Here is a 22,965-nt window from a genome sequence, read left to right on the forward strand (position 1 = left end):
CCTCTTGCCGAGTGACCTTAACAGCGTTAAGTCAATTTAACGATGTTAAATTGGAGATGGCTATGCGACTTGATCTCGACGAACTTCCGATCATCTGGATGCGCGACCATGACGAAGGCGAGGTGCATGACGATGAGGAGGACAATCGACGTTTCCTTGCCGTGCTCCAGCGCGGCGAGCCTTTCGTCATGATTGCGGAGCGCGCGCCGTCATTGCCTGATTTCGCTAAGGTGGATGCCGAGGAACGGCGGAGGCGGGCCAAGCTGCTCAAGGACCACAGACGCGACCTCGCGCGGCTGTGCCGGGGTATGATCCTCGTCGGTCGTGCCGCCAACTTGCCGATGCCGATACGAAAGGGGATCGAGGCCATCTCGTCGGCCGCCGGGATCGCGCTTCTGTTCGCCGACAGCGAGCCGGCGGCGCGTGACCTTGCCCGGGCGCGACTCGCGGATCGATAGGTTGCTTTCCCGCTTCGAGCCTTAGGAAGCCGGCGCCGGCGTCCGCGCAGCATTGGAAGGGGCGTGAGTCGACGCCGATTTCCGCTTGGTCAACACGCAGCACTCCCGAATTGGTGAACGAATAGTCAACATTGTCTTGAAACCGTTGGTTTCTTGTGATGCACTTGGGGCGACGGAGATACCGCATGCGCCTGTTTGCCTGTTCATGCTGTTTTCTTGCCCTCCTCGGCGTGATCACGCCGGCGAAGGCTGGTCCTAAGGTTTCGTCGCGAACGACGAGCTTCCCGATCTCCGGAGAAACGGGCGACGCACTTCTCAGGCAGCTCGAGCAGAAGGGGCCGAAGCACGGCTTCACCTCTCGCGCGATCGCGCAGACGCGCTACACGATGAATTCGGAAGCGGACTGGGTCCACACCGACGGCATATGCAAGGTGACGCGGCCCCAGGTCCGGCTCGACATCAATTACATCTATCCCGAAGTGAAGAGCGAAGTCAGCGGCCCGCTGCGCAGCCGCTGGCAGCGCTTCATGGCCGGCATCAGGAAGCACGAGGAACAGCACGGCCGCATCGCGCGCGAAATGGCCGCGGAGGCCGATCGCACCATCGCGGGCCTGAAGGTCGCGGACGGCAAGTCCTGCGGCAGGCTGCGGGCGGAGATGAAGCGGGTCGTGGCTGCGATCGTCGCCCGCTACGAGGCGCGCCAGCGCCAGTTCGACGTGGTCGAGCACTCGAGCGGCGGCAACATCGAAGGCCTGGTCAAGCGCCTGGTGAAGTAGCAGCGGGCTTCAGCACCACCGTCGTGCCGGACGCCTCCGGCCTGGCCTGCGAGGGCACCCAGAACTCGGTCAGGACCGGCAGGTGGTCGGAGCCGACACCCTCCGCGCGTTCCAGCTTCGTGACGATCACTCCGGCGCCCGCCAGCACATGGTCGATGCCAAGCCCGACCGCGCGCCGCAACGCATCCGGTAGGCTGCGCGGCAGCCAGGACGGGCCGACCGGGCCTGCATCCTCCAGCCGCGAGGATGCGGCGATCTTCGAGAATGTCTGGCTCCAGCGCGCCGCGTTGAAATCGCCGGCGAGAATCGTGGCATCCGGCAATTGCGACAGGCGCGGCGCGATGCGTTCGACCTGCGCCGGCTGCTCGAACGGCCACGGCCAGTAGAGATGAAGTGCTGCGACCGTCACGATCTCTCCGGCGAAATCGATCGGAGCGATGGCGAGCGTGCCGCCGTCGATGCATTCGCCCGTGGCACCCTGCGCGAGGGGTCTGCGCGACAGGATCGCAACGCCGCCGACCTCGCCGCGCGCATCGCAGAATGTGCTGTAGGGGTACGCGGCTGACAGTGTCTCCAGCCGCTGCCGCCACATCGCCGACACCTCGTTGACGGTCACGACATCGGGATGCAGCCGCGCGATCAGCGACAGGAAGCGACCCGGCTCCGAATGATCGAACCGGGCATTGAGGTGCAGCAGCCGATAGGTTGCGCGGTCGTCGGGCGCGGCGGACGCCTTCGCCTGGTTGCTGATGGCGTTGTCGAACCAGGTTCCCGGCGTGACGAAGACAGCGCCCGTGGCAAGCGCAAGCCCGGCGAAGGCCTCACGCCGGAAGCCCGCCGGGATCAGTCCGAACGCACCCACCGCCAAGAGAGCCGCGAGATGCAGCCGGAAATGCGAGAAGGAATCGAGGGCCGGGTGCAGCCTGCCAAGGAAGCCGAGCCCGATCGCTGCGGCAGCGACGCCGCACACGACGAGCAACAGAAGGGACAGGACGGTGGCGGCGCGCGTCATGCGCGCTTCCTCGCCTGCGATTGCGGCAGGGATAGGGACGGACCCTATTGGAACGCGGTCTCGGAGAAGCTCCTCAGCTTGCGTGAATGCAGCCGTTCGGGCGGCATCGCGGCGAGCTTTTCCACGGCCCTGATGCCGATGGTGAGGTGCTGGGCTACCTGGCGCTTGTAGAACTCCGTCGCCATGCCGGGCAGTTTCAGCTCGCCGTGCAGCGGCTTGTCGGAGACGCACAGCAGCGTGCCGTAGGGCACCCGGAAGCGGAACCCGTTGGCAGCGATGGTGGCGGATTCCATGTCGAGGCCGATCGCGCGCGACTGCGACAGGCGCTGGACCGGCCCGCGCTGGTCGCGCAGCTCCCAGTTGCGGTTGTCGATCGTCGCGACCGTGCCGGTGCGCATGATGCGCTTGAGCTCGAAGCCGGAGAGGCCGGTCACCTCGGCCACCGCCTCCTGCAGCGCCACCTGCACCTCGGCCAGCGCCGGGATCGGCACCCAGACCGGCAGGTCGTCGTCGAGCACGTGGTCCTCGCGCACATAGGCATGCGCCAGCACGTAGTCGCCGAGCGCCTGCGTGTTGCGCAGGCCGGCGCAGTGGCCGAGCATCAGCCAGGCATGCGGCCTCAGCACCGCGATATGGTCGGTAATCGTCTTGGCGTTGGACGGCCCGACGCCGATATTGACCATCGTGATGCCGGAATGCCCGGGCTTGACGAGGTGATAGGCCGGCATCTGCGGCAGGCGAGGCGGGTGCGAGCCTTCGGATGGCCCGGATTCACCCGCCTGCGTGATCAGGTTGCCCGGCTCGACGAACGCTTCGTATCCGCCGCCGCCGTTGACCATCAGCTCGCGGGCGTGATTGCAGAACTCGTCGATGTAGAACTGGTAGTTGGTGAACAGGACGAAATTCTGGAAATGGTTGGGGCTGGTCGCCGTGTAGTGCGACAGGCGGTGCAGCGAATAGTCGATGCGCTGTGCGGTGAAGGGCGCGAGCGGCATCGGTTCGCCCGGCGCCGGCTCGTAGGTTCCGTTGGCGATCAGGTCGTCGGTCGCGTTGAGGTCCGGCACGTCGAAGATGTCGCGCAGCGGCCGCATCAGCCGGTCGGCGATTGAGCCTTCCACATGCGTGCCTTCGAGGAAGGCGAAGTGGAGCGGTATCGGCGTCTCGGATTCGGCGATCGTCACCGGCACGCCGTGATTGCGCATGATCAGCCCGAGCTGATCGACGAGATAGGTCTCGAACAGGTCCGGCCGGGTGATGGTGGTCGAATAGTGCCCCGGGTCATACATGTGGCCGTAGGCGTAGCGGGAGTCGATCTGCGCGTAGGACGAGGTCGAAATCCTCACCTCGGGATAGAAGGCCCGGAACCGGCGCAGAGGCTGGTCCTTGGCGAGGCTCGCGAAGGACTCGCGCAGGAAGGCGGTGTTGCGCTCGTAGAGGTGGCGCAGGAGCTGCACCGCCTCGCGAGCGTCGGTGAAACTCTGCCGGGCGAACGGCTCCGGGGTGACGACTGTTTCGATCGGCTTGGGATAGATTCTCTTTTCCATGCTCCATTATAGTCGAGCAGCATGACGCTTGGGAGTATCTCCCGCGAGAATCAGTTTCAACGCATCCGCTGCAATCCGACCGCGAGAACGAAGCCGACGCCGCTGGGCTTGGCGATCTGGCCGCCGACCAGCATGACGTCGGTCACGATAGCCTCGGGCGCGGCGTTGACCTTGCTGACGGCAAGGGCGGTCGAGCCGATGAACAGCGCGATCAGTGCGAGCCGCGGCAGCATCCGGACGATGTCGGCAATGGGGTTGGCGTAAGTGGTCATCTTCTTGTCTCGTTTCGTTCCGGATCAGAGCTCGGCGCCGCCGCATTTCACCGCGGTATCGAAGACGCAGGGCACGACTTGGTTCGTCTTCCAGCGGCGATCCCGGCCGGCCTCGGCCACGATCATCGCGAACACCATTCCGAACAGGATGGTCATCAGGCTGACGATGGTGAGGCGGCGGGCGAGCATTGGTTGATCCCTCAGTGTTGAGGGGAAGATGCCAGATGCGCTCTGAACTCATCCTGAGACGGCCGTTCATCCGCGGTTCAGGGAAGTAAACACGCTTTTCCCGGTGATCCTGGATGGAGCCGCATGGCCAGGACCGGTCGGGAGAAACAAAAGGGGCCGCGCGTGGCGGCCCCTTCTTCGTCCGAATATGATCGATGCTACTGCCGGGTCAGGCTTTCCGACTTGCAGATCACCCCGCCGAGGACGCAGCCGGACAGCGACAGCGTATTGCCCTTCACGGAGGCCTTGCCGTTGTAGGTCTTGCCTTCGTCGAGCTTGTTGACCTTGCCCTTGTAGGAGCCGTCGGCGCCCTTCATGCAGCCGATCGACTTGCCCTTGTATTCGCCGGTCAGCACCGTGCCGCAGAAATTGCCGCCGGAGCCGGCATATTGGATAAGCGTACCGTTCGGCCGCTTCCAGGTGCCTTCGATGGGGTCCGCGAGCGCAGCGCCGGCCATCATCAGCGTTGCCGCGGCCGTCGCCATTGCAATTCGATACATGTTTTCCTCCTGCGCGGGATCGGCGGCGGAGCGGGACCTCCCATCCGCATGCGCCTTACGCAAACGTCAACGTAAACCAGCCGTGGGCGAAACGGAAGCGGTGCGATGGCGGCGGATCGAGGAATTTCGCCATCGCCCGCCAGCACATTTCAGATCTCCCGCCACCCGCTTCCCCTCGATGCGCGACGATCGAAAGATGAGCCGTGGTTAGCGGAGTCTTTCGTCGCGACGACGGGATTTTATGCGCATTCGAACGGAATCGCGAGAAGTCCGGCAGCTTCGATGCTTAACGGAATCTGCCGTTTACCTATTGTTTTAGCTTTGTTTTCCGCAAATTAAGCACGCCTGTTCACCCGCAATTCAAGCCTCCCCGCCATTCTCGAACCCATCAGACAACGCCTCGGAACGGACCAAACCGGCGGGGCAACAGCGACAGACAGGGGACAGAAAATGGCACGTTTCGAGATGTTTGAGGCAGGCTTCGGATCGATGGGCGCCAACGCCCAGGCGGACATCCTTTTCGAGCTGGGCATGATGTATGCGACCGGCCGCGACTGCGAGGTCGATCCGGTGGCGGCGCACAAGTGGTTCAACATCGCTGCGATCAAGGGCTCCGCCCGCGCCGCCGAGCTGCGTGCCGAGCTGGCGGTGTCGATGTCCAAGCCGGAACTCGCCCGGGCGCTCCGTGAGGCGCGCGAATGGATGACCATGCACTGATTGCTGTCACGCGAACAGGGCGGTTCGCGTCGTCTGGGCGGGGGACGCCGTGACGACGTGGAAAGGCCGCGACCGGCAGGGGACAATGCCGGCGCGGCTTTTCTCTTTTTCGCTCAGCTCATGCCCATGTAACGGCCGGGCTTGTGGTTGATGCCCAGGATCAGGTTGACCACGGCGGCACCGACGAGCGATAGCGCCACCTTTTCCAGCGGCAGGACGAAAAAGGCGGCGACGAGGATCATCACGTCCACCGCAAGCTGGAACCAACCCGCTCGCATGATGCCCTTGTCTTGCAGATAAAGGGCAAGAATGTTCAGCCCGCCAAGTCCGGCGCGATGGCGGAACAGGATTAAGAGGCCCATGCCGATCAGCCCGCCCCCGGTCGCAGCCGCGTAGAGCGGGTCGAGCGCCGCGATGTCGATCCAGCCCGGCGTTAGGCGTGAGAACAGCGACAGAAGCGCCACGGCCGCGAAGGTGCGCAGCGTGTAGGGCCAGCCCATCCGCAGGATCGCCAGCGCATAGAACGGCAGGTTGACGACGAAGAAGATCGGGCCGAAGCCGTAGCCGGTCAGATAGTTCACCAGCATGGAGACACCGGCAACGCCGCCCGTGGCCAGCGTCGCCTCGGTGTAGAGCGTCACGCCGAGAGAAGCGAGAAGCGTGCCCAGCAAAAGCGCAAGCACGTCCTCATAGAGACGGTGCTTCTGTTCGGGTAACCTGCCGGCATCTTCGACGCTCATGCTGCAAGTGCTAACAGCGGCGATTGCGGCGTGCAATGGAGCCGGAACATTTTGACTTCCGAATTATGGAGAAGTATTTTTATGAAGTAATTGGAGGAAGGGGGATAAATGAAAAGAGCTATCTGTTTTATTTTCGCTGCCTTGTGCGTTCAGGATGCTCTTTCCCAAGAAAACGGGAAGTTTGTAGGTACGCCGGTCATCCTCGAGCAGCATCCAGGTGGAAAGCCGAAACCTTTCAAGCTGTTCCGAGAGGTCATCTATACAGATCCGTCGGGAGATGATTGGAAAGTGCCGGCCGGTAGCTTCACCGACGGAGCGACGATTCCCTGGCTGGCGGAACTGATCACGGGCGACAACTACAGCGGCCCTTACCTTGCCGCAGCGGTCGTGCACGATTTCTATTGCTGTGTTCAGACCCGGGACCAGGTCAAGACCCATCACAACTTCTACTATGGTATGCGGGCCGACAACACCGACGGCTGGCTTGCGTGGCTGATGTATGCCGCGGTGCGGCTTGGCGGTCCTACCTGGTCGGATCTGAAGTCTGAGAATGGCGAGATCAGCGGCGAATGCGTCGTGGGCGGCCCGATGGCGGTCAGCAAGGACCTCGCCGCTCCCGCTGCCACCTGGCCCGTGACCGGACCGACGGCAGCCTTCGCAGGCGCGGCTATATCCGCAGAGAAGGAACGCAACCGTTTCGTCGCAAGCAAGGTCGTCGCGATCGCGAAGACGTTGAGGGAGACGGATGGACAATATCTGGACGTCGGCCCCGACGGCAGGATCGAGGCGTCCTTCGAAGGCGTCGAGACGATCGTGTCGGCGGCGCGCGCGGCCGTGACGTTCAACAACTACACCGGCGGCACGACAGATTTTAGAAATCTTGGATTGCTCGCTCCCATCGAAGGAGATCTAGAGGAATTTGTTGCTGCGGTGGCTTCGCAAGGTGGGCTGGCCAAGACCGCGACGGAGTGGAACGCCTCGGAACTCTCCACGATCGGCATCGCGGCTGCAGAACTCCCTTCTGTTCTTCCTGGGGACTATCTCGCCAATGTGCCGGCGGCCTCGATCTACGACAAGGTCGGCGTCGGCTGGGCGAATCCGGCGCTGAAGGTCGAGGACAAGGTGATCTGGAACAATGCGATCACCGCTGACAAGGTGATCCAGGACTGGCAGGCGAACTTCCAGCGATAAGTCCACCGCGGAACTGTGTCGGATCGCGGTTCATTCCGCAAATCGCACCAGCACGGTTCCGTCGGTCACCTGCTGCCCTTCGGCGACGATATCGGCCACCTCGCCGTCATGGGGGGCGGCGATGGTGTGTTCCATCTTCATGGCTTCCAGCACCAGCAGCGCCTGACCCTTGCTGACATGCTCGCCGACGCTGGCCCGCACCACCTTCACCAGTCCCGGCATCGGCGCGCGCAGGCTGCCCGTGCCGGCGCCGGCATCGGCGGCATCGGCAAACGGGTCGGGCGCCTTGAAACTGTGGGCGACGGCGCCTTCGAACACCGTTACGTGTCCCGGCCATGCCGCCACGCGCGCCGCTGCGGGGGCGGGGCGTTCCGCGCCGTCGATCTCGACCCCGAGCCGCCCGGCCCTGACCTGCACCGAGGCCGTGACCTCCGTCTCGCCATAGCCGAGCGCCACCTTGCGCCGCACCGGGCTCCAGTGCGCGTAGCCGGAAAGGGCGTCCCACGGATCGGCGCTGGCCGGCGTCAGGCTCGCACCCGACGCGGCCACGGCGGCTGCGGCGACCGCTTCCACCGAGGGCGGGGGAAGCGCGGTCAGCGCCGCCTGCTTGCGGCCGATCAGGCCGGTGTCGACATCGCCGGATGCGAAATCTGCGTCGGCGGCGAGCGCGGCGAGGAAGGCCGTGTTGACGGTCGAGCCGGCGATCTCGGTGCGCCGCAGCGCTGCACCGAGCGCGGTAAGCGCGCCGCCGCGGTCCGCCGCGTGGACGACGAGCTTGGCGATCATCGGATCGTAGAAGGGCGAGATCGCATCGCCCTGGCGCACGCCCGTCTCGATGCGGATCGCGGTTCCCTCCGCGCCGGAGGTCGGGAACTTCAGGTGATGTAGCGTGCCGATTGCCGGCAGGAAGTCGCGCGTCGGGTCTTCGGCATAGATGCGCGCCTCGAAGGCGTGGCCGGACAGGCGGATTTCGTCTTGCGACAGCGGCAGCTTCTCGCCAGCCGCGACACGCAGCTGCCATTCGACCAGGTCGACGCCGGTGACCATCTCCGTCACCGGATGCTCGACCTGGAGGCGCGTGTTCATCTCCATGAACCAGAAGCGGTCGGGCCTGAGGCCCTCGGATCCGTCGACGATGAACTCGATCGTGCCGGCGCCCGAATAGCGGATCGCCTTCGCAGCCTTGACGGCCGCATCGGTCATCGCCGCCCGCATCTCGGCCGTCATGCCGGGGGCAGGGGCCTCCTCGATCACCTTCTGGTGCCGGCGCTGCGCCGAGCAGTCGCGCTCGAAGAGGTGGACGGCATTGCCGTGATTGTCGCCAAACACCTGCACCTCGATATGGCGCGGCTTCTCGACGTATTTCTCGATCAGCACCGCCTCGTCGCCGAAGGCCGCTTTGGCCTCGCGCTTGGCGGAGGCCAGCGCATCGGCGAAATCGTCGGGATGGTCGACGCGGCGCATGCCCTTGCCGCCGCCGCCGGCCCGCGCCTTGATCAGCACGGGATAGCCGATCTCCTTGGCCTTTCCGGCAAGCAGAACCAGCGCCTGGCCGGCGCCGTGATAGCCGGGCACCACCGGAACGCCGGCCTTTTCCATCAGTGCCTTGGCCGCGTCCTTCAGGCCCATGGCGCGGATCGAGGCGGCGGACGGGCCGATGAAGACGAGACCGGCGGCAGTCACCTGGTCGACAAAGCCGGGGTTCTCGGAGAGGAAGCCGTAGCCCGGGTGGATCGCCTCGGCCCCCGCGGCAAGCGCGGCCTCAACGATCCGGTCGCCGCGCAGATAGCTTTCCGAAACCGGCGCCGGCCCGATCCGCACCGCCTCGTCGGCTTCGCGCACGAACAGCGACGCGGCGTCCGCATCCGAATGGACCGCCACGGTGGCGATGCCCATGCGGCGGGCGGTCCGGATGATGCGGCAGGCGATCTCGCCGCGGTTTGCGATCAGGATCTTCTTGAACATGCACGATCCATAGCCTTGCGGCGAACGGATATGAAGGCCCCTTCGAATGTCGATCGCCTGCTGTCAGGCGGGCGACCTCTCCCGCCTGTCCTTCTGCTGGGCTAGTGTCCCGCTTCCGATCACCAGAGGGTTTCGATTCATGGATGCCGTCGCCCCGCAGGGACTTCGCGCGCAGTTCGCGACGATGTGGACCGCACTCTGGGCATCGCCGGTGCGGCGCGGCATCCTGATGCTCTACTTCGGCATCACGGCCGTGATCCTCGCGACCGCGTTCGGCCAGGTGCTGCTGAACCGCTGGAACCAGCCCTTCTACGATTCGCTGGAAAAGCGCGACCTCACGGCCTTTCTCGACCAACTCCTGGTCTTCGGCTACATCGCCGGCTCGCTGCTGGTGCTGAACGTGGCACAGGCCTGGCTGAACCAGATGCTGCACATCAAGCTGCGTGAAGGCCTGGCGCGCGATCTCATCGGCGAATGGATGAAGCCCCGCCGCGCCTTTCGCCTCGGCTATGCCGGCGACATCGGCGTCAATCCAGACCAGCGCCTGCACGAGGATGCGCGGCATCTCGCCGATCTGACCGCCGACCTGTCGATCGGCCTGATGCAGGCGACCATACTGCTCGCGAGTTTCGTCGGCGTGCTGTGGTCGATTTCCAGCAACTTCACCTTCGTCGTCGGCGGCCGGAGCCTCGACATCCCGGGCTACATGGTATGGGCAGCCTTCCTCTATGCCGGCCTGGGCTCGGGACTGAGCTGGCTCGCCGGCCGCCCGCTGATCCGCCTCAACGAGGCGCGCTACGCGCGCGAGGCCGAGCTGCGCTTCTCGCTGATGCGGGTCAATGAACGCGTCGATGCCATCTCGCTCGCCGGCGGCGAAGCGGACGAGAAGGCGAGGCTGGAACGCGACCTGCAGACCGTGCTGGCGGCGGCACGGCGCATCATGAGCGCGGCGGTGCGGCTGACATGGGTGACGGCCGGCTACGGCTGGATCACTGTCGTGGCGCCGATCGTGATCGCCTCGCCGGTCTACTTCTCGGGCAGCCTCTCCTTTGGCGGGCTGATGATGGCGGCAGCCGCCTTCAACCAGGTCAACGGCGCGCTGCGCTGGTTCATCGACAATATCGGCGGCATTGCCGACTGGCGCGCGACGCTGCTACGCATCGCCACCTTCCGCACCAGCGTGGTGGCGATGGATGCGCTGCACGGCTCGAAGGAGCGGATCGCGGTCGTTTCGGATGAGCCGGACCGTTTGACGCTGGACAATCTCTACGTCGCCTCGCCGGACGGCTGCGCCCGGCTTTCGGTGCCGCAGGCGCATGTCGAGGCGGGCGGGCGGCTGCACATCGTCGGCGAGCCGGGCGCGGGCAAGACGCTGCTCTTCCACGCGATCGCCGGCCTGTGGCCCTGGGGCGGCGGCACGATCCGGTTGCCGAAGGATAAGACGGTCGCTTTCCTGCCCGGCCAGCCCTTCATCCCGCGGGGCACGCTCGCGGGCGTGCTGGCCTATCCGCTCTCCACCCCGGTCGCTGAGGCAGAGGCCGTGCATGCGCTGGAGCGCGTCGGCCTCACCCGGATCAAGGGCCGGCTGGACGAGGGCGAGCGCTGGGACAGGGAACTGAGCGATGACGACCAACGCCTGCTCGCCTTTGCCCGGGTGCTGGTGCAGAAGCCGGACTTCATCGTCGTCGACGAGGCGCTGGACGCGCTGGGCGAGACGGCGCGCGAGCGCGTGCTGGACGCGCTGGAGGAGGTCCTGCCGGGAACGGCGCTGCTGACCATCGGTACAGTGGCGCCCAGGGATACGCGCCTCGGCCCGGTCGTCGGCCTGCGCTTCGACCGGAACGGAAAGGCCCTCGGCAAGAACGGGGAAAAGGCCGCGACCGCCTGAGGCAGCCGCACCGCCCGGCCTCGTCTGGGGCGTGGGTCGCCTTGATGTCCCCTTACGCCGCGAGTCGGATCGGAGTGGGACAGCACCTCGAAATACAGAGAAACGTTATTCATATGTAGGCAAACAAGATAGAATTGGAGCATTTCTCTCCACTTTCTAAGTACAATACTCTGTTAACCATACTATACGACCATGAATCAAGAATTCCTGCGGGAGAGGTGTCATGGAATTTCGAAATCCGATCTTCGTCGTGTCTGCTTTGATTTGTATGCACACGAATAATGCGGGTGCGGCGACGAGCAACGTCATCTTCGATGCAACCGTCGACGCCACCTGCACGCTGCAGGTCGTCTCCGACGGCACGATGGCGGTGAGCACCAACCTGCAGAACCTCAGTTCCAAGAATGCGGGGGGCAGCGCCGGCAGCGTCACGCTTTCGACGACCGGAGGCGTGGAGATCGGCGTCAATCCGACGGTCGTCGCAACTCCTCCCTCGGGCGATTCCGCGACCACCTGGACCCCGGAATACTCTGTCTCGGGCGCTCATACCGTGGCATTGACGAGCACGGACACGGCGCTTTCCACCGCGGGCACATCGAATGTCACTGTACATTTGACCGGCACCAAGAGCGGTAGCGACCGGTTCACCAACGGCGCCTACCAGGCCGTCGTCACGGTCACCTGCGAGTAGGCGCCATGTGGAAGCGCCTTCTCCTGTCCTCGACCTTGGTGGCGATGGCCGCGCCCTCCCTGGCGCAATCCATGTCGCCGATGCGCGGCGAGATCACCAGCTTCACCGATTCCTTCGCGGTGAAGGTCTTTCCGGCCAATCCCTACGGGCACTGGATCGACGTCTCGGTGAAGGTCTATGACCAGAATTTCCGCCCGGTCGACGCAAGAATATCTCCCGGAACCTTCAAGCTTGCGGGCGGGGCGTCCCGGTCCGTTATTGTCGTTGTTCCTTTCGATGGCAGCACGTCGCGTAAGATACGTATCTGTACGGAAAGCGTTCCTTTTCCAGGCCAGCAAACCCAGATAAGGGCACAGATATGTGGCAGGTTCCTTGCGCAGCGGCGGTCTTGAGCCAGATCCTGCTTGCCACGCCGGCTTACTCCGAGGACGTCTACAATCTCTACCAGCGCCAGACCGGCTTCTCGCTGCCGGGCGTGACCTTGCCGCAGGGCCAGGACGAGGTGCGCGCGGCGGATGGGCACGACCTGCCGTTCGGCGGTGTCGGGCTCGGGCGCCTATCTCGACGTCGGCGTGATCCAGGGCGCGGCGCGCGACACGGGCGAGACGGCAGCCTATGGCCGCGTCGTCATCCCTCTGGAGCGGCCGCGCAAGCGCGTCGACTGCACACGCCTCTATGAGCTCGAGGTTGAGCGGCTGCAGATGGAGATCCGGCTGCTCAAGATGGGCCTTGCCGATGGAAGCGGTGCGACGCGCACGCAGAAGGCCGGCTGGGCCGAGGAAGGCTGGACGAACGCGGGCCAATGAGGACGGGGCGCATCGCTGGATCTGTCACCGCGCTCGCAGCGGGGGCAGCGTTCCTGACAGGCTCGCCGGGAGCAGGGCTCGCGGCGGTGATCGGCTCCTGCACCATCGTGGTGCAGTCCAGCGGCACGATGAAGGTCGCGCCCTCGCTCACCGCCATGAGCTCGCGCAATTCCGGCGGCAGCGCTGCCCAGGTGTCGGTCAATCCGCAATCGCTGGTCTGCAACATCCTGGCGCTGCTCGACTGCTACTCCATCTCGACGCCTGCGCCCGCCTCGTTCCTGACCTGGCCCTCCGGCTGGAGCGGCTCGGCCTCGTTCGTCTCGGCCTTCACGATCAACGGCGGCGTCGAGCGCCCGGGCAATACGCCGGTGATGGTCGCCAACGGAACGAAGACGCTGGATATTCATCTCGACGCCACCGGCAGCGGCATCTTCCGCGCCGGCGCCTATCAGGCGCAGGTCACCGTTCGGTGCGAATAAGGCCGCAGTGGCTATGCCATCGCCTCGCGGAACGACACCAGGCGCCTGGCGCGCTCGTCCCAAAGCACCAGCTTCACGCAGCGCAGGCTGTCGAGGATGGTGATGCGGCCGATCTCGGACAGTTGCGGATGGTCGCGCAGCACTTCGGGCAGCCGGTAGAACGGCACGCGGCTCGACAGATGGTGCACGTGATGGATGCCGATATTGCCGGTCAGCCATTGCAGTGGGCGCGGCAGCAGGTAGTTCGATGCGCCGTGCAGCGCGCTCTCCTCGAACGTCCACTCCGATCCGTCCGACCAGTGCGTGTCCTCGAACTGGTGCTGGACGTAAAACAGCCAGATGCCCGCCGCTCCCGCCAGAACCGCGATTGCGAGATGCACGGCGAGGAACGGTACGATGCCGGTCAGCCAGATCAAAAACGCGCCGAGCGCGACGATAACCAGATTGGTCAGCATGGTGGACCGCCACGGCATTCCGGTGACCCGGAAGGTTTCGAACGGCCAGCGGTGCTTCAGCACGAACAGGTAGACCGGCCCGATCACGAACATCACCAGCGGATTGCGGTAAAGCCGGTAGCGCAACCTGCCCCAGCGCGACAGGGCACGATATTCCGCCACCGTCAGCGTCAGGATGTCGCCGACGCCGCGTTCGTCGAGATTACCGGCCGAGGCATGGTGCGTCGCATGGGCCGCCCGCCAGTAATCGTAGGGCGTCAGCGTCAGAATGCCCAGCGTCCGGCCGGTCCAGTCGTCTGCGCGGCGGTGGGCGAAGAAGGCGCCGTGACCGCAGTCGTGCTGGATCATGAACAGGCGCAGGAGGAAGCCGGCAGCAGGCACGATCAGCACCAGGCCCCACCAGAAGCCGTAATGGGCCGACGCCAGCGCCAGCCCCCAGAAGACGAGGAAGGGAGCAAGCGTCACGACCAGTTCGAACAGGCTGCGGCGGCGGTCGGGCTGGCGATAGCGGCTCAATGCCTTCAGCCACGACTTGGCGGAGGGCGGGGCAGCGGACTGCATTGGCGCGACGTGGACGTTCATCCGAGGCCTCCAAAGGCACGGCGCGAAGCGCATGGCCTGGGTGTTGGCGCATTGTGCGGCGCCGTTGGGTGAGGTCTGGCGGATTGACCGTCCCGGCGTTTGCCACGGGCAGGCGCGCTTGGCAATCGGAAAGCTCGAACCGGCGCCGGCAGGGAGGCAAGGCGAGAGCCGGGATGGCGCGCCCGTAAGACCTCTCCGATCATCGTTTCATTTCTTTCCGGGGTAGCGAATAGCGCGGAACGGCAAGAAGTTGGCCCGGCCGGATGCTGAAATCGGCATCCGGCCCGCCGCCTGCGCAGGTTGCTTTGCGCACTCGATCCCAATAGGCAGGGTCCATCCAAGGAGATCGACTATGCCGAGACCGCCGAACTACAATCACGAACGCCAGGAGCGGGATCGCGCCAAGGCGAAGAAGAAAGCCGAGAAGCTCGCTGCGAAGGCGGCCGCGAAAGAACGAGGCATCGACAAGGTCGATACCGAAGCGGAGGTTGAGTCGGAGGATTAGCCTGCCGCGATCGTCGCTTTCTGATCGACGAACACGCCGGCTTCGCGGGCCGCGGCGACGAAAGCGCGCCGCGCTCCGATGGGTGGTTTGCCGCCATTCTGGACGTCAGAACAGGCCTGGAGGGCCGCCCGATGCTTTTCGGTGCGTTTTCCGGGCCATCGGTTGAGGAGGAAATCCGAAGTGTCGCGGGCGGTTCGGAGGGTGAGCAGTCCACCCGTCGCGTCGACCTTGACGAGGATGGGCATATCGAATTGATCTTTTTCCATCGCCGCTCTTACGGCAATGGAAGGACAGAAGCGAGGAAATACCTGCCCGACCTGCCAATGTGGGTGGGCGAACCGGAACGCGGGCCAGCGTGACATGCGCGCCGTCACGCCTTCCGCAAGATCTTCTCCATCGTCTTGCCCTTCGCCAGTTCGTCGATGAGCTGGTCCAGATTAGCGGATCTCGCGCATCAGCGGGTCCTCGATCTCTTCGACCCGGATGTCGTAGCTAGTTCCGCGGCGCGTTCGGCCCGTGCCGCAGCAACGCGTCGCGGTCGGCCGAGCGGATCCGCACCCAGTTCTCCCGCCCGTCGCGCACGACGCGCAGCGGCACCTCAATGCCGGCCGGCCCGCTCGACCAGAGCGTGCGGTAGAAATCGGCGAGGCCGTGGACCTCCTTGTCGCGCAGCTCGGCGATCACATCGCCCTGGCGAAGCCCTGCCTCCTCCGCGGGCCCGCCCTCGGCGACGGACAGCACGACCACCGTGCCGTTGCGCTCGGCCGAATAGGCGCCGAGCCAGGGACGCGGCGGGGCGGGCGTGCGGCCGCGCCGCACCAGATCGTCGAGAATCGGCTTCAAAAGGTCGATCGGCACCGACATGTTGATGCCGGAGGTCTCGCCGTCCTCCATCATCTCCAACCGCAGCGAACCGATGCCAATGAGCCGGCCGTCCTCGCCGACGACAGCAGCACCTCCCCAGGACGGATGCGCCGGCGCAGTGAAGATTGCCTCCTCCAGCAGATATTCCCAGTAGCCGGCGAACTCCTGCCGCGCCACGATCGCACCCTCGACGAAGCGGCCGGCGCCGTCGGCAAAGGTGATCCTGTCGCCGACTCCTACCTCGGCGGAACTGCCGAGCGGCATCGCCGGCAGATCGAGCCGGCCGAGCGCTTTGACAAGACCGAAGCCGGTCTCCTGGTCGTAGGCGAGGGGATGCGCCGGCACGACACGGCCGTCATGCCGGGTGAGCCATATTTCGTCGGCCTCCGTGATCAGGTAGCCGATGGTGAGCACCAGCCCGTCCGCATTGATGACGACACCGGACCCCTCGCGCTCGGTGCCGAGTACGCCGGCGGTGAAGGCGTCGTCCGGAATGCGAGCGCGAAGCGCCACGATGGAGGAGCGGATGGAGGATCTGGGCATGACGGCACTCCGGCGCTGCGTGCGACTGAGGGATCACAATATAGGTATTCCGCCGGCCAGGAGATGCAAGGTATCGCTCCGCTGCCCGTTTGCGGAGGGGACAGTCGTTCAAGACCCTCACCCCTCCCGCAATATCTTCTCCATCGTCTTGCCCTTCGCCAGCTCGTCGATGAGCTTGTCCAGGTAGCGGATCTCGCGCATCAGCGGATCCTCGATCTCCTCCACCCGGATGCCGCAGATCAGGCCTTTGATCTGGGCGCGGGACGGGTTGGGGTGAGGGGCCTTGGCGAAGAACGTTTCGAGGTCGGTCTTGTCCGAGAGGATGGCCTCCAGTTCGTCGGGGCCGTAGCCCGTCAGCCAGGAGATGATCTTGTCAACCTCGGCCTTCGTGCGGCCCTTCTTTTCCGCCTTGGCGATGTAGTGCGGATAGACGCTGGCGAAGCTGATCGAATAGATCCGGTGCCTGGGCATGGCGGGTCCTCCAACGATGACATCAAAGCACGGATAGCTAAGGCCATCCACGGCTACACCGTGGCATCCAGGCTCTTGCCATCTGCCGAGAGGCGTTGCGTCGCGATGTGGTCGACAAAAGCGCGCAAGGGCGTAGGCATGAACCGGCTGGAAAAATAAAGGCGCGGCCCGTCGAAAGCGGGCCACCAGTCGCGCAGGAGAGGCACGAGCGCTCCGCTCTCCAGATGCGGATCAAGCCAGTTTCGAAAGGTGTTGATCAGCCCATGCCCGGCGATCGCAAGCCCTATGGCCGCCGCCGCGCTTGCCGCACCGATGATCAGCCGCGCGGACGGATCGATGATCAATGTTTCCCCCGCCTTCTCGAATTCCCACTCGGTTACCGCCCCGCCGGCAAGCCGCATCCTGATGCAGTCATGCTCAAGTATATCGCGCGGATGCGCCGGCGCGCCGCGTCGGCTGACATAATCCGGCGAGGCGGCCACCGCGCCCCATTGCCGGTGCGGACCGATGGGCACCGCTATCATATCCTGCGCCAGATGCTCGCCATAGCGTATGCCGGCGTCGCAGCCGGCTGCGTTGATGTCGACCAGTCGGTCGTCGACCATCACCTCCATGCGCACTTCTGGAAACTTGGCGAGAAAGCCGTCGATCAGCGGAGGCAGGATATCGACCATCACCGCGCCGGGGACGTTCAGCTTCAGCCGCCCCCGGATCTTGCCTTTCTGGCTCGCCGCGTCGTCCAGGGCAGCGCGAGCCTCGGCCATGACGGGTTCGAAACGCTCGGCCAGCGCTCGGCCTGCCTCCGTGAGCTGAACGCTGCGGGTGGTCCGGATGAGAAGCGGAACGCCGAGCCGCTGCTCCAGCCGCGTGATTGTCTCGCTCACCGTTGACGGCGACACCCCAAGCCAGCGCGCGGCGGTGCGAAATCCGTTGCCTCTCGATACCGCGAGAAAGACGGAAACGTCATCGAGCGGCGGAAACGAATGATTGTTCGGCATGGCGAACAGCCTATTCGCCTCGGGTATGGTTATCAAGGCTCAACCGATCAGCCATATGCTCGGCAAAGGAGACCGCACAATGACCAATCTTCCTGCTTCCGCCGCCGGCCGCTTCACGTTCCCCGGCACCTCGATTTCAGTGAACCGCATGGGCTATGGCGCCATGCAACTGGCCGGCCCGCATGTGTTCGGCGAACCCAAAGACCCCGACGAGGCGCGCGCTGTGTTGCGCGAGGCGCTGACGCTCGGCATCGATCACATCGATACGAGTGATTTCTACGGTCCGCACGTAACCAATCGCCTGATCCGCGAAGCGCTTCACCCCTATCCCGCAAACCTGACGCTGGTGACGAAGATCGGCGCCTGGCGCAACGATGAAGGCGACTGGATCCTCGAACATGGCGCCGATTTTCTGCGCAGGTCCGTCGAAGACAATCTCGAGCGACTGGGCCTGGAACGCATGGCGATCGTCAACCTGCGCATCGAGGGCCCGCAGCAGGACGTCGCCGGTCCGATGCGCACCATACGAAAGATGCAGGAGGAAGGTCTGCTCGAACACATCGGCATTAGCACGGTGGACATGGCGCAACTGCGAGCCGCCCGCGATATCGCTCCGATTGTCTGTGTCCAGAACCACTACAACCTCGTCCACCGCGATGACGATGCCATGATCGATGCGCTGGCCGCAGACGGCATCGCCTATGTTCCCTATTTCCCGCTGGGCGGCTTCGCGCCGTTGCAGACGGAAGAGCTGAATCGGGTGGCCGGCGAAATGGAGCAGTCGCCGCAGAGCGTTGCGCTTGCCTGGCTGCTGCAGCGCAGCCCGAACATTCTGCTTATTCCGGGAACGTCCCGGCGGGCACATCTGCACGCGAACGTCGCGGCCGCTCAGCTAACGCTGAGCGAGGCGCAAAGGGCAAGGCTGGACGCGATAGCCGGCCTGAGTTGAAGGATAGCGGCGGGCCACCGTCGCACCCGCAAAAAGTGGAGATGAGGGCGCTACATCCTGAACACGCCGACCCTCGTCTCCTCCACCTCCGCGTTGAGCGCGGCGCTGAGGCTCAGCGCCAGGACCTCGCGGGTGTGGGCCGGGTCAATGATGCCGTCGTCCCACAGCCGGGCGGAGGAATAGAGCGGGTGGCCTTCCTTCTCGTATTTCTCCAGGACCGGCGCGCGGAAGGCGGCTTCCTCCTGGGTGCTCCATGACCCGCCCTTGCGCTCGATGCCCTCGCGCTTGACCAGCGCCAGCACCGTGGCCGCCTGCTCGCCGCCCATCACCGAAATGCGCGCATTGGGCCACATCCACAGAAAGCGGGGCGAATAGGCCCGCCCGCACATGCCATAGTTGCCGGCGCCGAACGAACCGCCGATGATGACCGTGACCTTGGGCACTTTCGCGGTGGCGACGGCGGTGACCAGCTTGGCGCCGTCCTTGGCGATGCCGCCGGCCTCGTATTTGCGCCCCACCATGAAGCCGGTGATGTTCTGTAGGAAGACCAGCGGAATCTTCCGCTGCGTGCACAGCTCGATGAAATGCGCGCCCTTGAGCGCACTTTCCGAGAACAGCACGCCATTGTTGGCGATGATGCCGACCGGCAGGCCGTGGATGCGGGCGAAGCCGGTGACCAGCGTCGTGCCGTAGTTCGCCTTGAACTCGTCGAGCTCCGAGCCGTCGACCACGCGCGCAATGACCTCGCGCACGTCGTAGGGCTGGCGCGTGTCCTGCGGCACGATGCCGTGGATTTCGCCCGGGTCGAACAGCGGCGGGCGCGGCGGCTCGGTCGCAAGCTGCAGGCGCTTCGTCCGGTTGAGGTTGCGCATGATCTTGCGGGTGATGGCGAGCGCATGCGCGTCGTTCATCGCATAGTGATCGGCGACACCCGACTGACGGGTGTGGACCTCGGTGCCGCCGAGGTCCTCGGCCGAGACCTCCTCGCCGGTCGCCGCCTTCACCAGCGGCGGGCCGCCGAGGAAGATGGTCGCCTGGTTGCGTACCATGATCGTCTCGTCCGACATCGCCGGCACATAGGCGCCGCCGGCGGTGCAGGAGCCCATGACGCAGGCGATCTGCGGAATGCCGGCGGCCGAGAGGTTCGCCTGGTTGAAGAAGATGCGCCCAAAGTGCTCGCGGTCGGGGAAGACCTCGTCCTGGTTGGGCAGGTTCGCGCCGCCGGAATCGACGAGATAGATGCAGGGCAGGTTGTTCTCCCGCGCGATCTCCTGCGCGCGCAGATGCTTCTTCACCGTCATCGGATAGTAGGTGCCGCCCTTCACGGTGGCGTCGTTGACGACGATCATGCATTCGCGGCCTTCGATCCGGCCGATGCCGGCAATCATGCCTGCGGACGCGATGTCGCCGCCATACATGTCCCACGCCGCGAACTGGCCGATTTCGAGAAAGGGCGCGCCTGTGTCGAGCAACTGGGCCAGGCGGTCGCGCGGGAGCAGCTTGCCGCGCGACACATGCCGCTCCCGCTGCTCCTCCGGCCCGCCCTGTTCGACGATCGCAGCCTTGGCCCGGATATCGGCGACGAGCCCGCGCATCTTCTCGGCATTGGCCCGGAAGGCATCGGAAGTGGGGGAAATCTGGGACTGGATGACGGGCATGTGCTCCCTCTGGCTTCTATGGCCTTGGCACGGGTTTAGCAGCGGCGAAGGAAACGGGGTAGGGGTCGCAGGCCCATCGCGGAGGGAGCCACCCTTCCAAGTCTGCTCGATGTTGCTCCCTTAGCAGAGGAGCGCCCGCCACAATCCCGCCCCGATCCACCCCTAGCAGCCCGTTCCCGCCGCTTCCGCTGGGGAAGAGGCTGTTCGTCCGAGGAGACCGTCATGACCGGCCAACCGAGAGCCACGCACATCGCGCCGGCGCTCGCATTGCGTCCGGCAGACAGGACTCCAGTGAGGATAAACGGCCATGGCACGTTCCCAATTGAAACAGCGGCGCGACGCCGAGCGCCAGCGCATCGAGGCCTATGAGGCGACGCTCCGGCGCGTCTTTGCGGCACCTCGGCCCGCGCCCGATTTCGAGAACGCGATCGACGAGGTCAAGCGCGGCTTCGTGAACGACATCGTGCGGCCTTCGCACGAGTGGCGGCCGAAGCTGAAGACGCGCGACCCCGGCCGGCTCAGGCTGGCCGCGGCGCGCCATCTCTTCGCGCGCTATGCCGTGCCCGCCCATCTCGAGCGGATCTGGATCGAGCCGGGAGGGCTCGACCCGGCCGAGGCGATGCTGCGCAGGCGCTGGTATGTGGCGGCGGCCCGCGGCGACTCGCTCTACAAGGCCGGCGCTTCCGAGTGGCTCAGCCGCAAGGAGGTGCACGCCTTCCTGCGCGCGCGGGGAGACCTGCGCTTCGAAGAGGCGTTCTGGCTCGCCATCGCCCAGGGCATATCGGAAGATCCGATGCTGGCGCTGCGGATCGCGCGGTCGCGGATCGCCGCGACGCCGCGGGCCGAGCTCGGCTTCTGGCGCGAGGCGGCGTGCTTTTTCTGCGCCCACCCGACGAGCCGCGAGGAGATCGACGATCTCTGCGACTATATCGTCGCCGCGCGTGAGCGCGACCGTCGCTTCAGTCTGAAGGGGCGCACGCTCGCCTCGCTCCGGCGCCTGTCGGCAGAGTGGCATCGTGACATGGCGGCGGTGGCGCGGATCGAGGCAATGCGCAGGCGGCTGGCCGGGCCGCAGGCGGCAAGCGAGACGCGCTGGGCCGGCTCCAGGCTGCAGAACTGGAGCTGGCAGCCGCCGGGCAAGGAGGCGAGGGCGCGGCGCGAGGAGTTCGTGATGGTTCAGTTGACCAGCGCGGAGGACCTCGTTGCCGAAAGCCGCGCGATGCACCACTGCGTGTGGACCTATGCGGGCAAGTGCATCGCCGGTCAGGCCTCGATCTGGTCGCTGCGGAGGAAGGCAGGCAAGGACGCCTCGCGGCTGCTCACCGTCGAGCTCGACCGCGATGACCGTGCCGTGCAGATCCGCGGCTTCGGCAACCGGCTGGCCTCGGCGGACGAGACCAAGGTGCTCGACCGCTGGGCGCAGGCCAGGGGCGTGTCACTGTGAAAAGGCCTCGCGCGGCGCGAATGCCGCGCGGGTCATCCCTCAGCCATGATCTCGCGGCCGATCAGCCAGCGCCTGATCTCGCTGGTTCCGGCGCCGATCTCGTAGAGCTTGGCATCGCGCAGCAGGCGGCCGGTGGGGTAGTCGTTGACGTAGCCGTTGCCGCCGAGGAGCTGGATGGCGTCCAGCGCCATGAGTGTTGCCTTTTCGGCGGCGTAGAGCACGCAGCCGGCGGAGTCCTTTCGCGTGGTCTCGCCGCGGTCGCAGGCCTGGGCCACGGCGTAGACATAGGCTCTGGCCGCGTTCATCGTCGCATACATGTCGGCCAGCTTGCCCTGGACGAGCTGGAATTCGCCGATCGGCTGGCCGAACTGCTTGCGCTCGTGCACATAGGGCACAGCGACGTCCATGCAGGCGGCCATGATGCCGACCGGGCCGGCGGCGAGCACGACGCGCTCGTAGTCGAGCCCGCTCATCAGCACCTCGACGCCACGGCCTTCCTCATGCAGCACGTTCTCGAACGGCACCTCGACGTCATCGAAGACCAGCTCGCCGGTGTTCGAGCCGCGCATGCCGAGCTTGTCGAGCTTCTGCGCGACCGAAAACCCTTTCGTGGCGGTGTCGAGGATGAAGGCGGTGATGCCGCGCGAGGCGCGCTCGGGATCGGTCTTGGCATAGACCACCAGGGTGTGCGCATCAGGCCCGTTGGTGATCCACATCTTGGAACCGTTGAGCACGTAGCGGTCGTTCCTTTTCTCGGCCCGCAGCCGCATCGACACGACATCGGACCCCGATCCGCTCTCCGACATGGCGAGTGCGCCGACATGCTCGCCGGAACAGAGCGCTGGCAGGAAGCGCTGCTTCTGCTCAACCGTGCCCCAGCGGGTGATCTGGTTGACGCAGAGGTTCGAATGCGCGCCATAGGACAGGCCGACCGAGGCCGAAGCACGCGAAATTTCCTCTACGGCGATTACCTGCGCGAGGTAGCCAAGCCCCGTGCCGCCGAAATCGGGCTCGGCGGTGATGCCGAGCAGGCCGAGATCGCCGAACTCTTTCCAGAGCTGTTGCGGGAACTCGTTTGAGCGGTCGATGCCGGCGGCTAGCGGCGCGATGCGCTCCTGCGCAAAGCGGCGCACCAGGTCGCGCAGCGCGTCGATCTCCTCGCCGAGGCCGAAATTGAGCGTATTGGTATACATGTCGCTCCTCCTGACGGTGCCAATCTATCCCCGCGC

At 65.4% G+C, this 22,965-nt stretch carries 26 protein-coding genes and 1 pseudogene; 12 read left to right on the forward strand and 15 right to left on the reverse strand.

What is annotated here, in order from left to right; translation table 11 throughout:
* Nucleotides 1–11 precede the first annotated feature (11 nt).
* Together LRS09_RS20325 and LRS09_RS20330 are read left to right on the forward strand one after the other, a co-directional pair.
* Entirely contained in the window at nucleotides 12–458 is a 447-nt protein-coding gene (locus tag LRS09_RS20325; RefSeq protein WP_257808702.1) for a hypothetical protein, read from the forward strand.
* 185 nt (nucleotides 459–643) lie between these two features.
* Nucleotides 644–1,234, forward strand: coding sequence for a DUF922 domain-containing protein (locus LRS09_RS20330; protein WP_257808703.1), 591 nt, complete (start codon nucleotides 644–646; stop codon nucleotides 1,232–1,234).
* On the opposite strand, the gene LRS09_RS20335 is transcribed toward LRS09_RS20330, so the two are convergent.
* The 5 genes from LRS09_RS20335 to LRS09_RS20355 all read right to left on the reverse strand — a co-directional run bounded on the left by LRS09_RS20335 (nucleotide 1,215) and on the right by LRS09_RS20355 (nucleotide 4,790).
* Nucleotides 1,215–2,246 (reverse strand): endonuclease/exonuclease/phosphatase family protein, encoded by a 1,032-nt coding sequence (locus tag LRS09_RS20335; protein WP_257808705.1) that lies wholly within the window; start codon nucleotides 2,244–2,246, stop codon nucleotides 1,215–1,217. The two genes, LRS09_RS20330 and LRS09_RS20335, sit on opposite strands and share 20 nt — an antisense overlap.
* Before the next feature lie 44 nt (nucleotides 2,247–2,290).
* A complete protein-coding gene (locus tag LRS09_RS20340; RefSeq protein ID WP_257808706.1) occupies nucleotides 2,291–3,790 on the reverse strand; it encodes an AMP nucleosidase in 1,500 nt (499 codons plus the stop codon).
* 56 nt (nucleotides 3,791–3,846) lie between these two features.
* Entirely contained in the window at nucleotides 3,847–4,062 is a 216-nt protein-coding gene (locus LRS09_RS20345) for a hypothetical protein (RefSeq protein WP_257808707.1), read from the reverse strand.
* A 24-nt stretch (nucleotides 4,063–4,086) separates the two neighbouring features.
* A complete protein-coding gene (locus tag LRS09_RS20350; protein ID WP_257808708.1) occupies nucleotides 4,087–4,251 on the reverse strand; it encodes a hypothetical protein in 165 nt (54 codons plus the stop codon).
* Between the two features lie 197 nt (nucleotides 4,252–4,448).
* A complete protein-coding gene (locus tag LRS09_RS20355; RefSeq protein WP_257808710.1) occupies nucleotides 4,449–4,790 on the reverse strand; it encodes a DUF2147 domain-containing protein in 342 nt (113 codons plus the stop codon).
* Nucleotides 4,791–5,240: 450 nt separating this feature from the next.
* Here LRS09_RS20355 and LRS09_RS20360 point away from each other — a divergent pair, with 450 nt between their 5' ends.
* On the forward strand, nucleotides 5,241–5,507 hold the full coding sequence (locus LRS09_RS20360; RefSeq protein WP_085464738.1) for an SEL1-like repeat protein: 267 nt from the start codon (nucleotides 5,241–5,243) through the stop codon (nucleotides 5,505–5,507).
* 113 nt (nucleotides 5,508–5,620) lie between these two features.
* On the opposite strand, the gene LRS09_RS20365 is transcribed toward LRS09_RS20360, so the two are convergent.
* Nucleotides 5,621–6,247, reverse strand: coding sequence for a YitT family protein (locus LRS09_RS20365; RefSeq protein ID WP_257808712.1), 627 nt, complete (start codon nucleotides 6,245–6,247; stop codon nucleotides 5,621–5,623).
* 108 nt (nucleotides 6,248–6,355) lie between these two features.
* On the opposite strand from LRS09_RS20365, the gene LRS09_RS20370 reads away from it, so the two are divergent.
* A complete protein-coding gene (locus tag LRS09_RS20370) occupies nucleotides 6,356–7,438 on the forward strand; it encodes a DUF1353 domain-containing protein (protein ID WP_257808713.1) in 1,083 nt (360 codons plus the stop codon).
* 30 nt (nucleotides 7,439–7,468) lie between these two features.
* Here LRS09_RS20370 and LRS09_RS20375 read toward each other — a convergent pair whose 3' ends face one another.
* A complete protein-coding gene (locus LRS09_RS20375) occupies nucleotides 7,469–9,403 on the reverse strand; it encodes an acetyl/propionyl/methylcrotonyl-CoA carboxylase subunit alpha (protein WP_257808715.1) in 1,935 nt (644 codons plus the stop codon).
* Between the two features lie 139 nt (nucleotides 9,404–9,542).
* Between LRS09_RS20375 and LRS09_RS20380 the strand changes: the two genes are divergently transcribed.
* The 5 genes from LRS09_RS20380 to LRS09_RS20400 all read left to right on the forward strand — a co-directional run bounded on the left by LRS09_RS20380 (nucleotide 9,543) and on the right by LRS09_RS20400 (nucleotide 13,267).
* Nucleotides 9,543–11,291, forward strand: coding sequence for an ABC transporter ATP-binding protein/permease (locus LRS09_RS20380; RefSeq protein WP_257808716.1), 1,749 nt, complete (start codon nucleotides 9,543–9,545; stop codon nucleotides 11,289–11,291).
* Nucleotides 11,292–11,514: 223 nt separating this feature from the next.
* Entirely contained in the window at nucleotides 11,515–11,982 is a 468-nt protein-coding gene (locus LRS09_RS20385; protein WP_257808717.1) for a hypothetical protein, read from the forward strand.
* Nucleotides 11,983–11,987: 5 nt separating this feature from the next.
* Nucleotides 11,988–12,374, forward strand: coding sequence for a hypothetical protein (locus LRS09_RS20390; protein ID WP_257808718.1), 387 nt, complete (start codon nucleotides 11,988–11,990; stop codon nucleotides 12,372–12,374).
* Nucleotides 12,375–12,497: 123 nt separating this feature from the next.
* The gene (locus LRS09_RS30095; RefSeq protein WP_308240321.1) at nucleotides 12,498–12,788 is read left to right on the forward strand and encodes a hypothetical protein; all 291 of its coding nucleotides are present in this window, start codon (nucleotides 12,498–12,500) and stop codon (nucleotides 12,786–12,788) included.
* The gene (locus tag LRS09_RS20400; RefSeq protein WP_257808719.1) at nucleotides 12,785–13,267 is read left to right on the forward strand and encodes a hypothetical protein; all 483 of its coding nucleotides are present in this window, start codon (nucleotides 12,785–12,787) and stop codon (nucleotides 13,265–13,267) included. Before LRS09_RS30095 ends, LRS09_RS20400 begins: the two co-directional genes overlap by 4 nt.
* 11 nt (nucleotides 13,268–13,278) lie before the next feature.
* Here the strand turns inward: LRS09_RS20400 and LRS09_RS20405 are convergent, their stop codons facing one another.
* The gene (locus LRS09_RS20405; protein WP_257808720.1) at nucleotides 13,279–14,304 is read right to left on the reverse strand and encodes a fatty acid desaturase; all 1,026 of its coding nucleotides are present in this window, start codon (nucleotides 14,302–14,304) and stop codon (nucleotides 13,279–13,281) included.
* A 352-nt stretch (nucleotides 14,305–14,656) separates the two neighbouring features.
* On the opposite strand from LRS09_RS20405, the gene LRS09_RS20410 reads away from it, so the two are divergent.
* Nucleotides 14,657–14,809 (forward strand): hypothetical protein, encoded by a 153-nt coding sequence (locus LRS09_RS20410; RefSeq protein ID WP_257808721.1) that lies wholly within the window; start codon nucleotides 14,657–14,659, stop codon nucleotides 14,807–14,809.
* Here the strand turns inward: LRS09_RS20410 and LRS09_RS20415 are convergent.
* From LRS09_RS20415 to LRS09_RS20435, 5 genes and pseudogenes are all read right to left on the reverse strand, one after another.
* Nucleotides 14,806–15,171, reverse strand: coding sequence for a DUF982 domain-containing protein (locus LRS09_RS20415; protein WP_257808722.1), 366 nt, complete (start codon nucleotides 15,169–15,171; stop codon nucleotides 14,806–14,808). The two genes, LRS09_RS20410 and LRS09_RS20415, sit on opposite strands and share 4 nt — an antisense overlap.
* Nucleotides 15,172–15,179: 8 nt before the next feature.
* A pseudogene (locus LRS09_RS20420) lies at nucleotides 15,180–15,270 on the reverse strand (DUF2200 family protein); the annotation flags it as partial.
* A gap of 31 nt (nucleotides 15,271–15,301) precedes the next feature.
* Nucleotides 15,302–16,216, reverse strand: coding sequence for a S1C family serine protease (locus LRS09_RS20425; RefSeq protein ID WP_257808723.1), 915 nt, complete (start codon nucleotides 16,214–16,216; stop codon nucleotides 15,302–15,304).
* Between the two features lie 117 nt (nucleotides 16,217–16,333).
* Entirely contained in the window at nucleotides 16,334–16,687 is a 354-nt protein-coding gene (locus tag LRS09_RS20430) for a DUF2200 domain-containing protein (protein ID WP_257808725.1), read from the reverse strand.
* Between the two features lie 53 nt (nucleotides 16,688–16,740).
* Nucleotides 16,741–17,685: a LysR family transcriptional regulator gene (locus LRS09_RS20435; RefSeq protein WP_257808727.1), complete on the reverse strand. Its 945-nt coding sequence runs from the start codon at nucleotides 17,683–17,685 to the stop codon at nucleotides 16,741–16,743.
* A gap of 79 nt (nucleotides 17,686–17,764) precedes the next feature.
* Here LRS09_RS20435 and LRS09_RS20440 point away from each other — a divergent pair, with 79 nt between their 5' ends.
* Entirely contained in the window at nucleotides 17,765–18,634 is an 870-nt protein-coding gene (locus LRS09_RS20440) for an oxidoreductase (RefSeq protein WP_257810270.1), read from the forward strand.
* Between the two features lie 50 nt (nucleotides 18,635–18,684).
* Here the strand turns inward: LRS09_RS20440 and LRS09_RS20445 are convergent, their stop codons facing one another.
* Nucleotides 18,685–20,292 (reverse strand): carboxyl transferase domain-containing protein, encoded by a 1,608-nt coding sequence (locus tag LRS09_RS20445; protein WP_257808728.1) that lies wholly within the window; start codon nucleotides 20,290–20,292, stop codon nucleotides 18,685–18,687.
* 307 nt (nucleotides 20,293–20,599) lie between these two features.
* On the opposite strand from LRS09_RS20445, the gene LRS09_RS20450 reads away from it, so the two are divergent.
* Nucleotides 20,600–21,736 carry a PcfJ domain-containing protein gene (locus LRS09_RS20450; protein WP_257808729.1) on the forward strand — a complete coding sequence of 379 codons (1,137 nt, stop codon included), beginning with the start codon at nucleotides 20,600–20,602 and terminating at the stop codon, nucleotides 21,734–21,736.
* A 32-nt stretch (nucleotides 21,737–21,768) separates the two neighbouring features.
* On the opposite strand, the gene LRS09_RS20455 is transcribed toward LRS09_RS20450, so the two are convergent.
* A complete protein-coding gene (locus LRS09_RS20455) occupies nucleotides 21,769–22,929 on the reverse strand; it encodes an isovaleryl-CoA dehydrogenase (RefSeq protein ID WP_257808730.1) in 1,161 nt (386 codons plus the stop codon).
* Nucleotides 22,930–22,965 lie beyond the last annotated feature (36 nt).

This window comes from Mesorhizobium sp. J428, from assembly GCF_024699925.1.
In the GTDB taxonomy this organism is placed as follows: domain Bacteria; phylum Pseudomonadota; class Alphaproteobacteria; order Rhizobiales; family Rhizobiaceae; genus Mesorhizobium_A.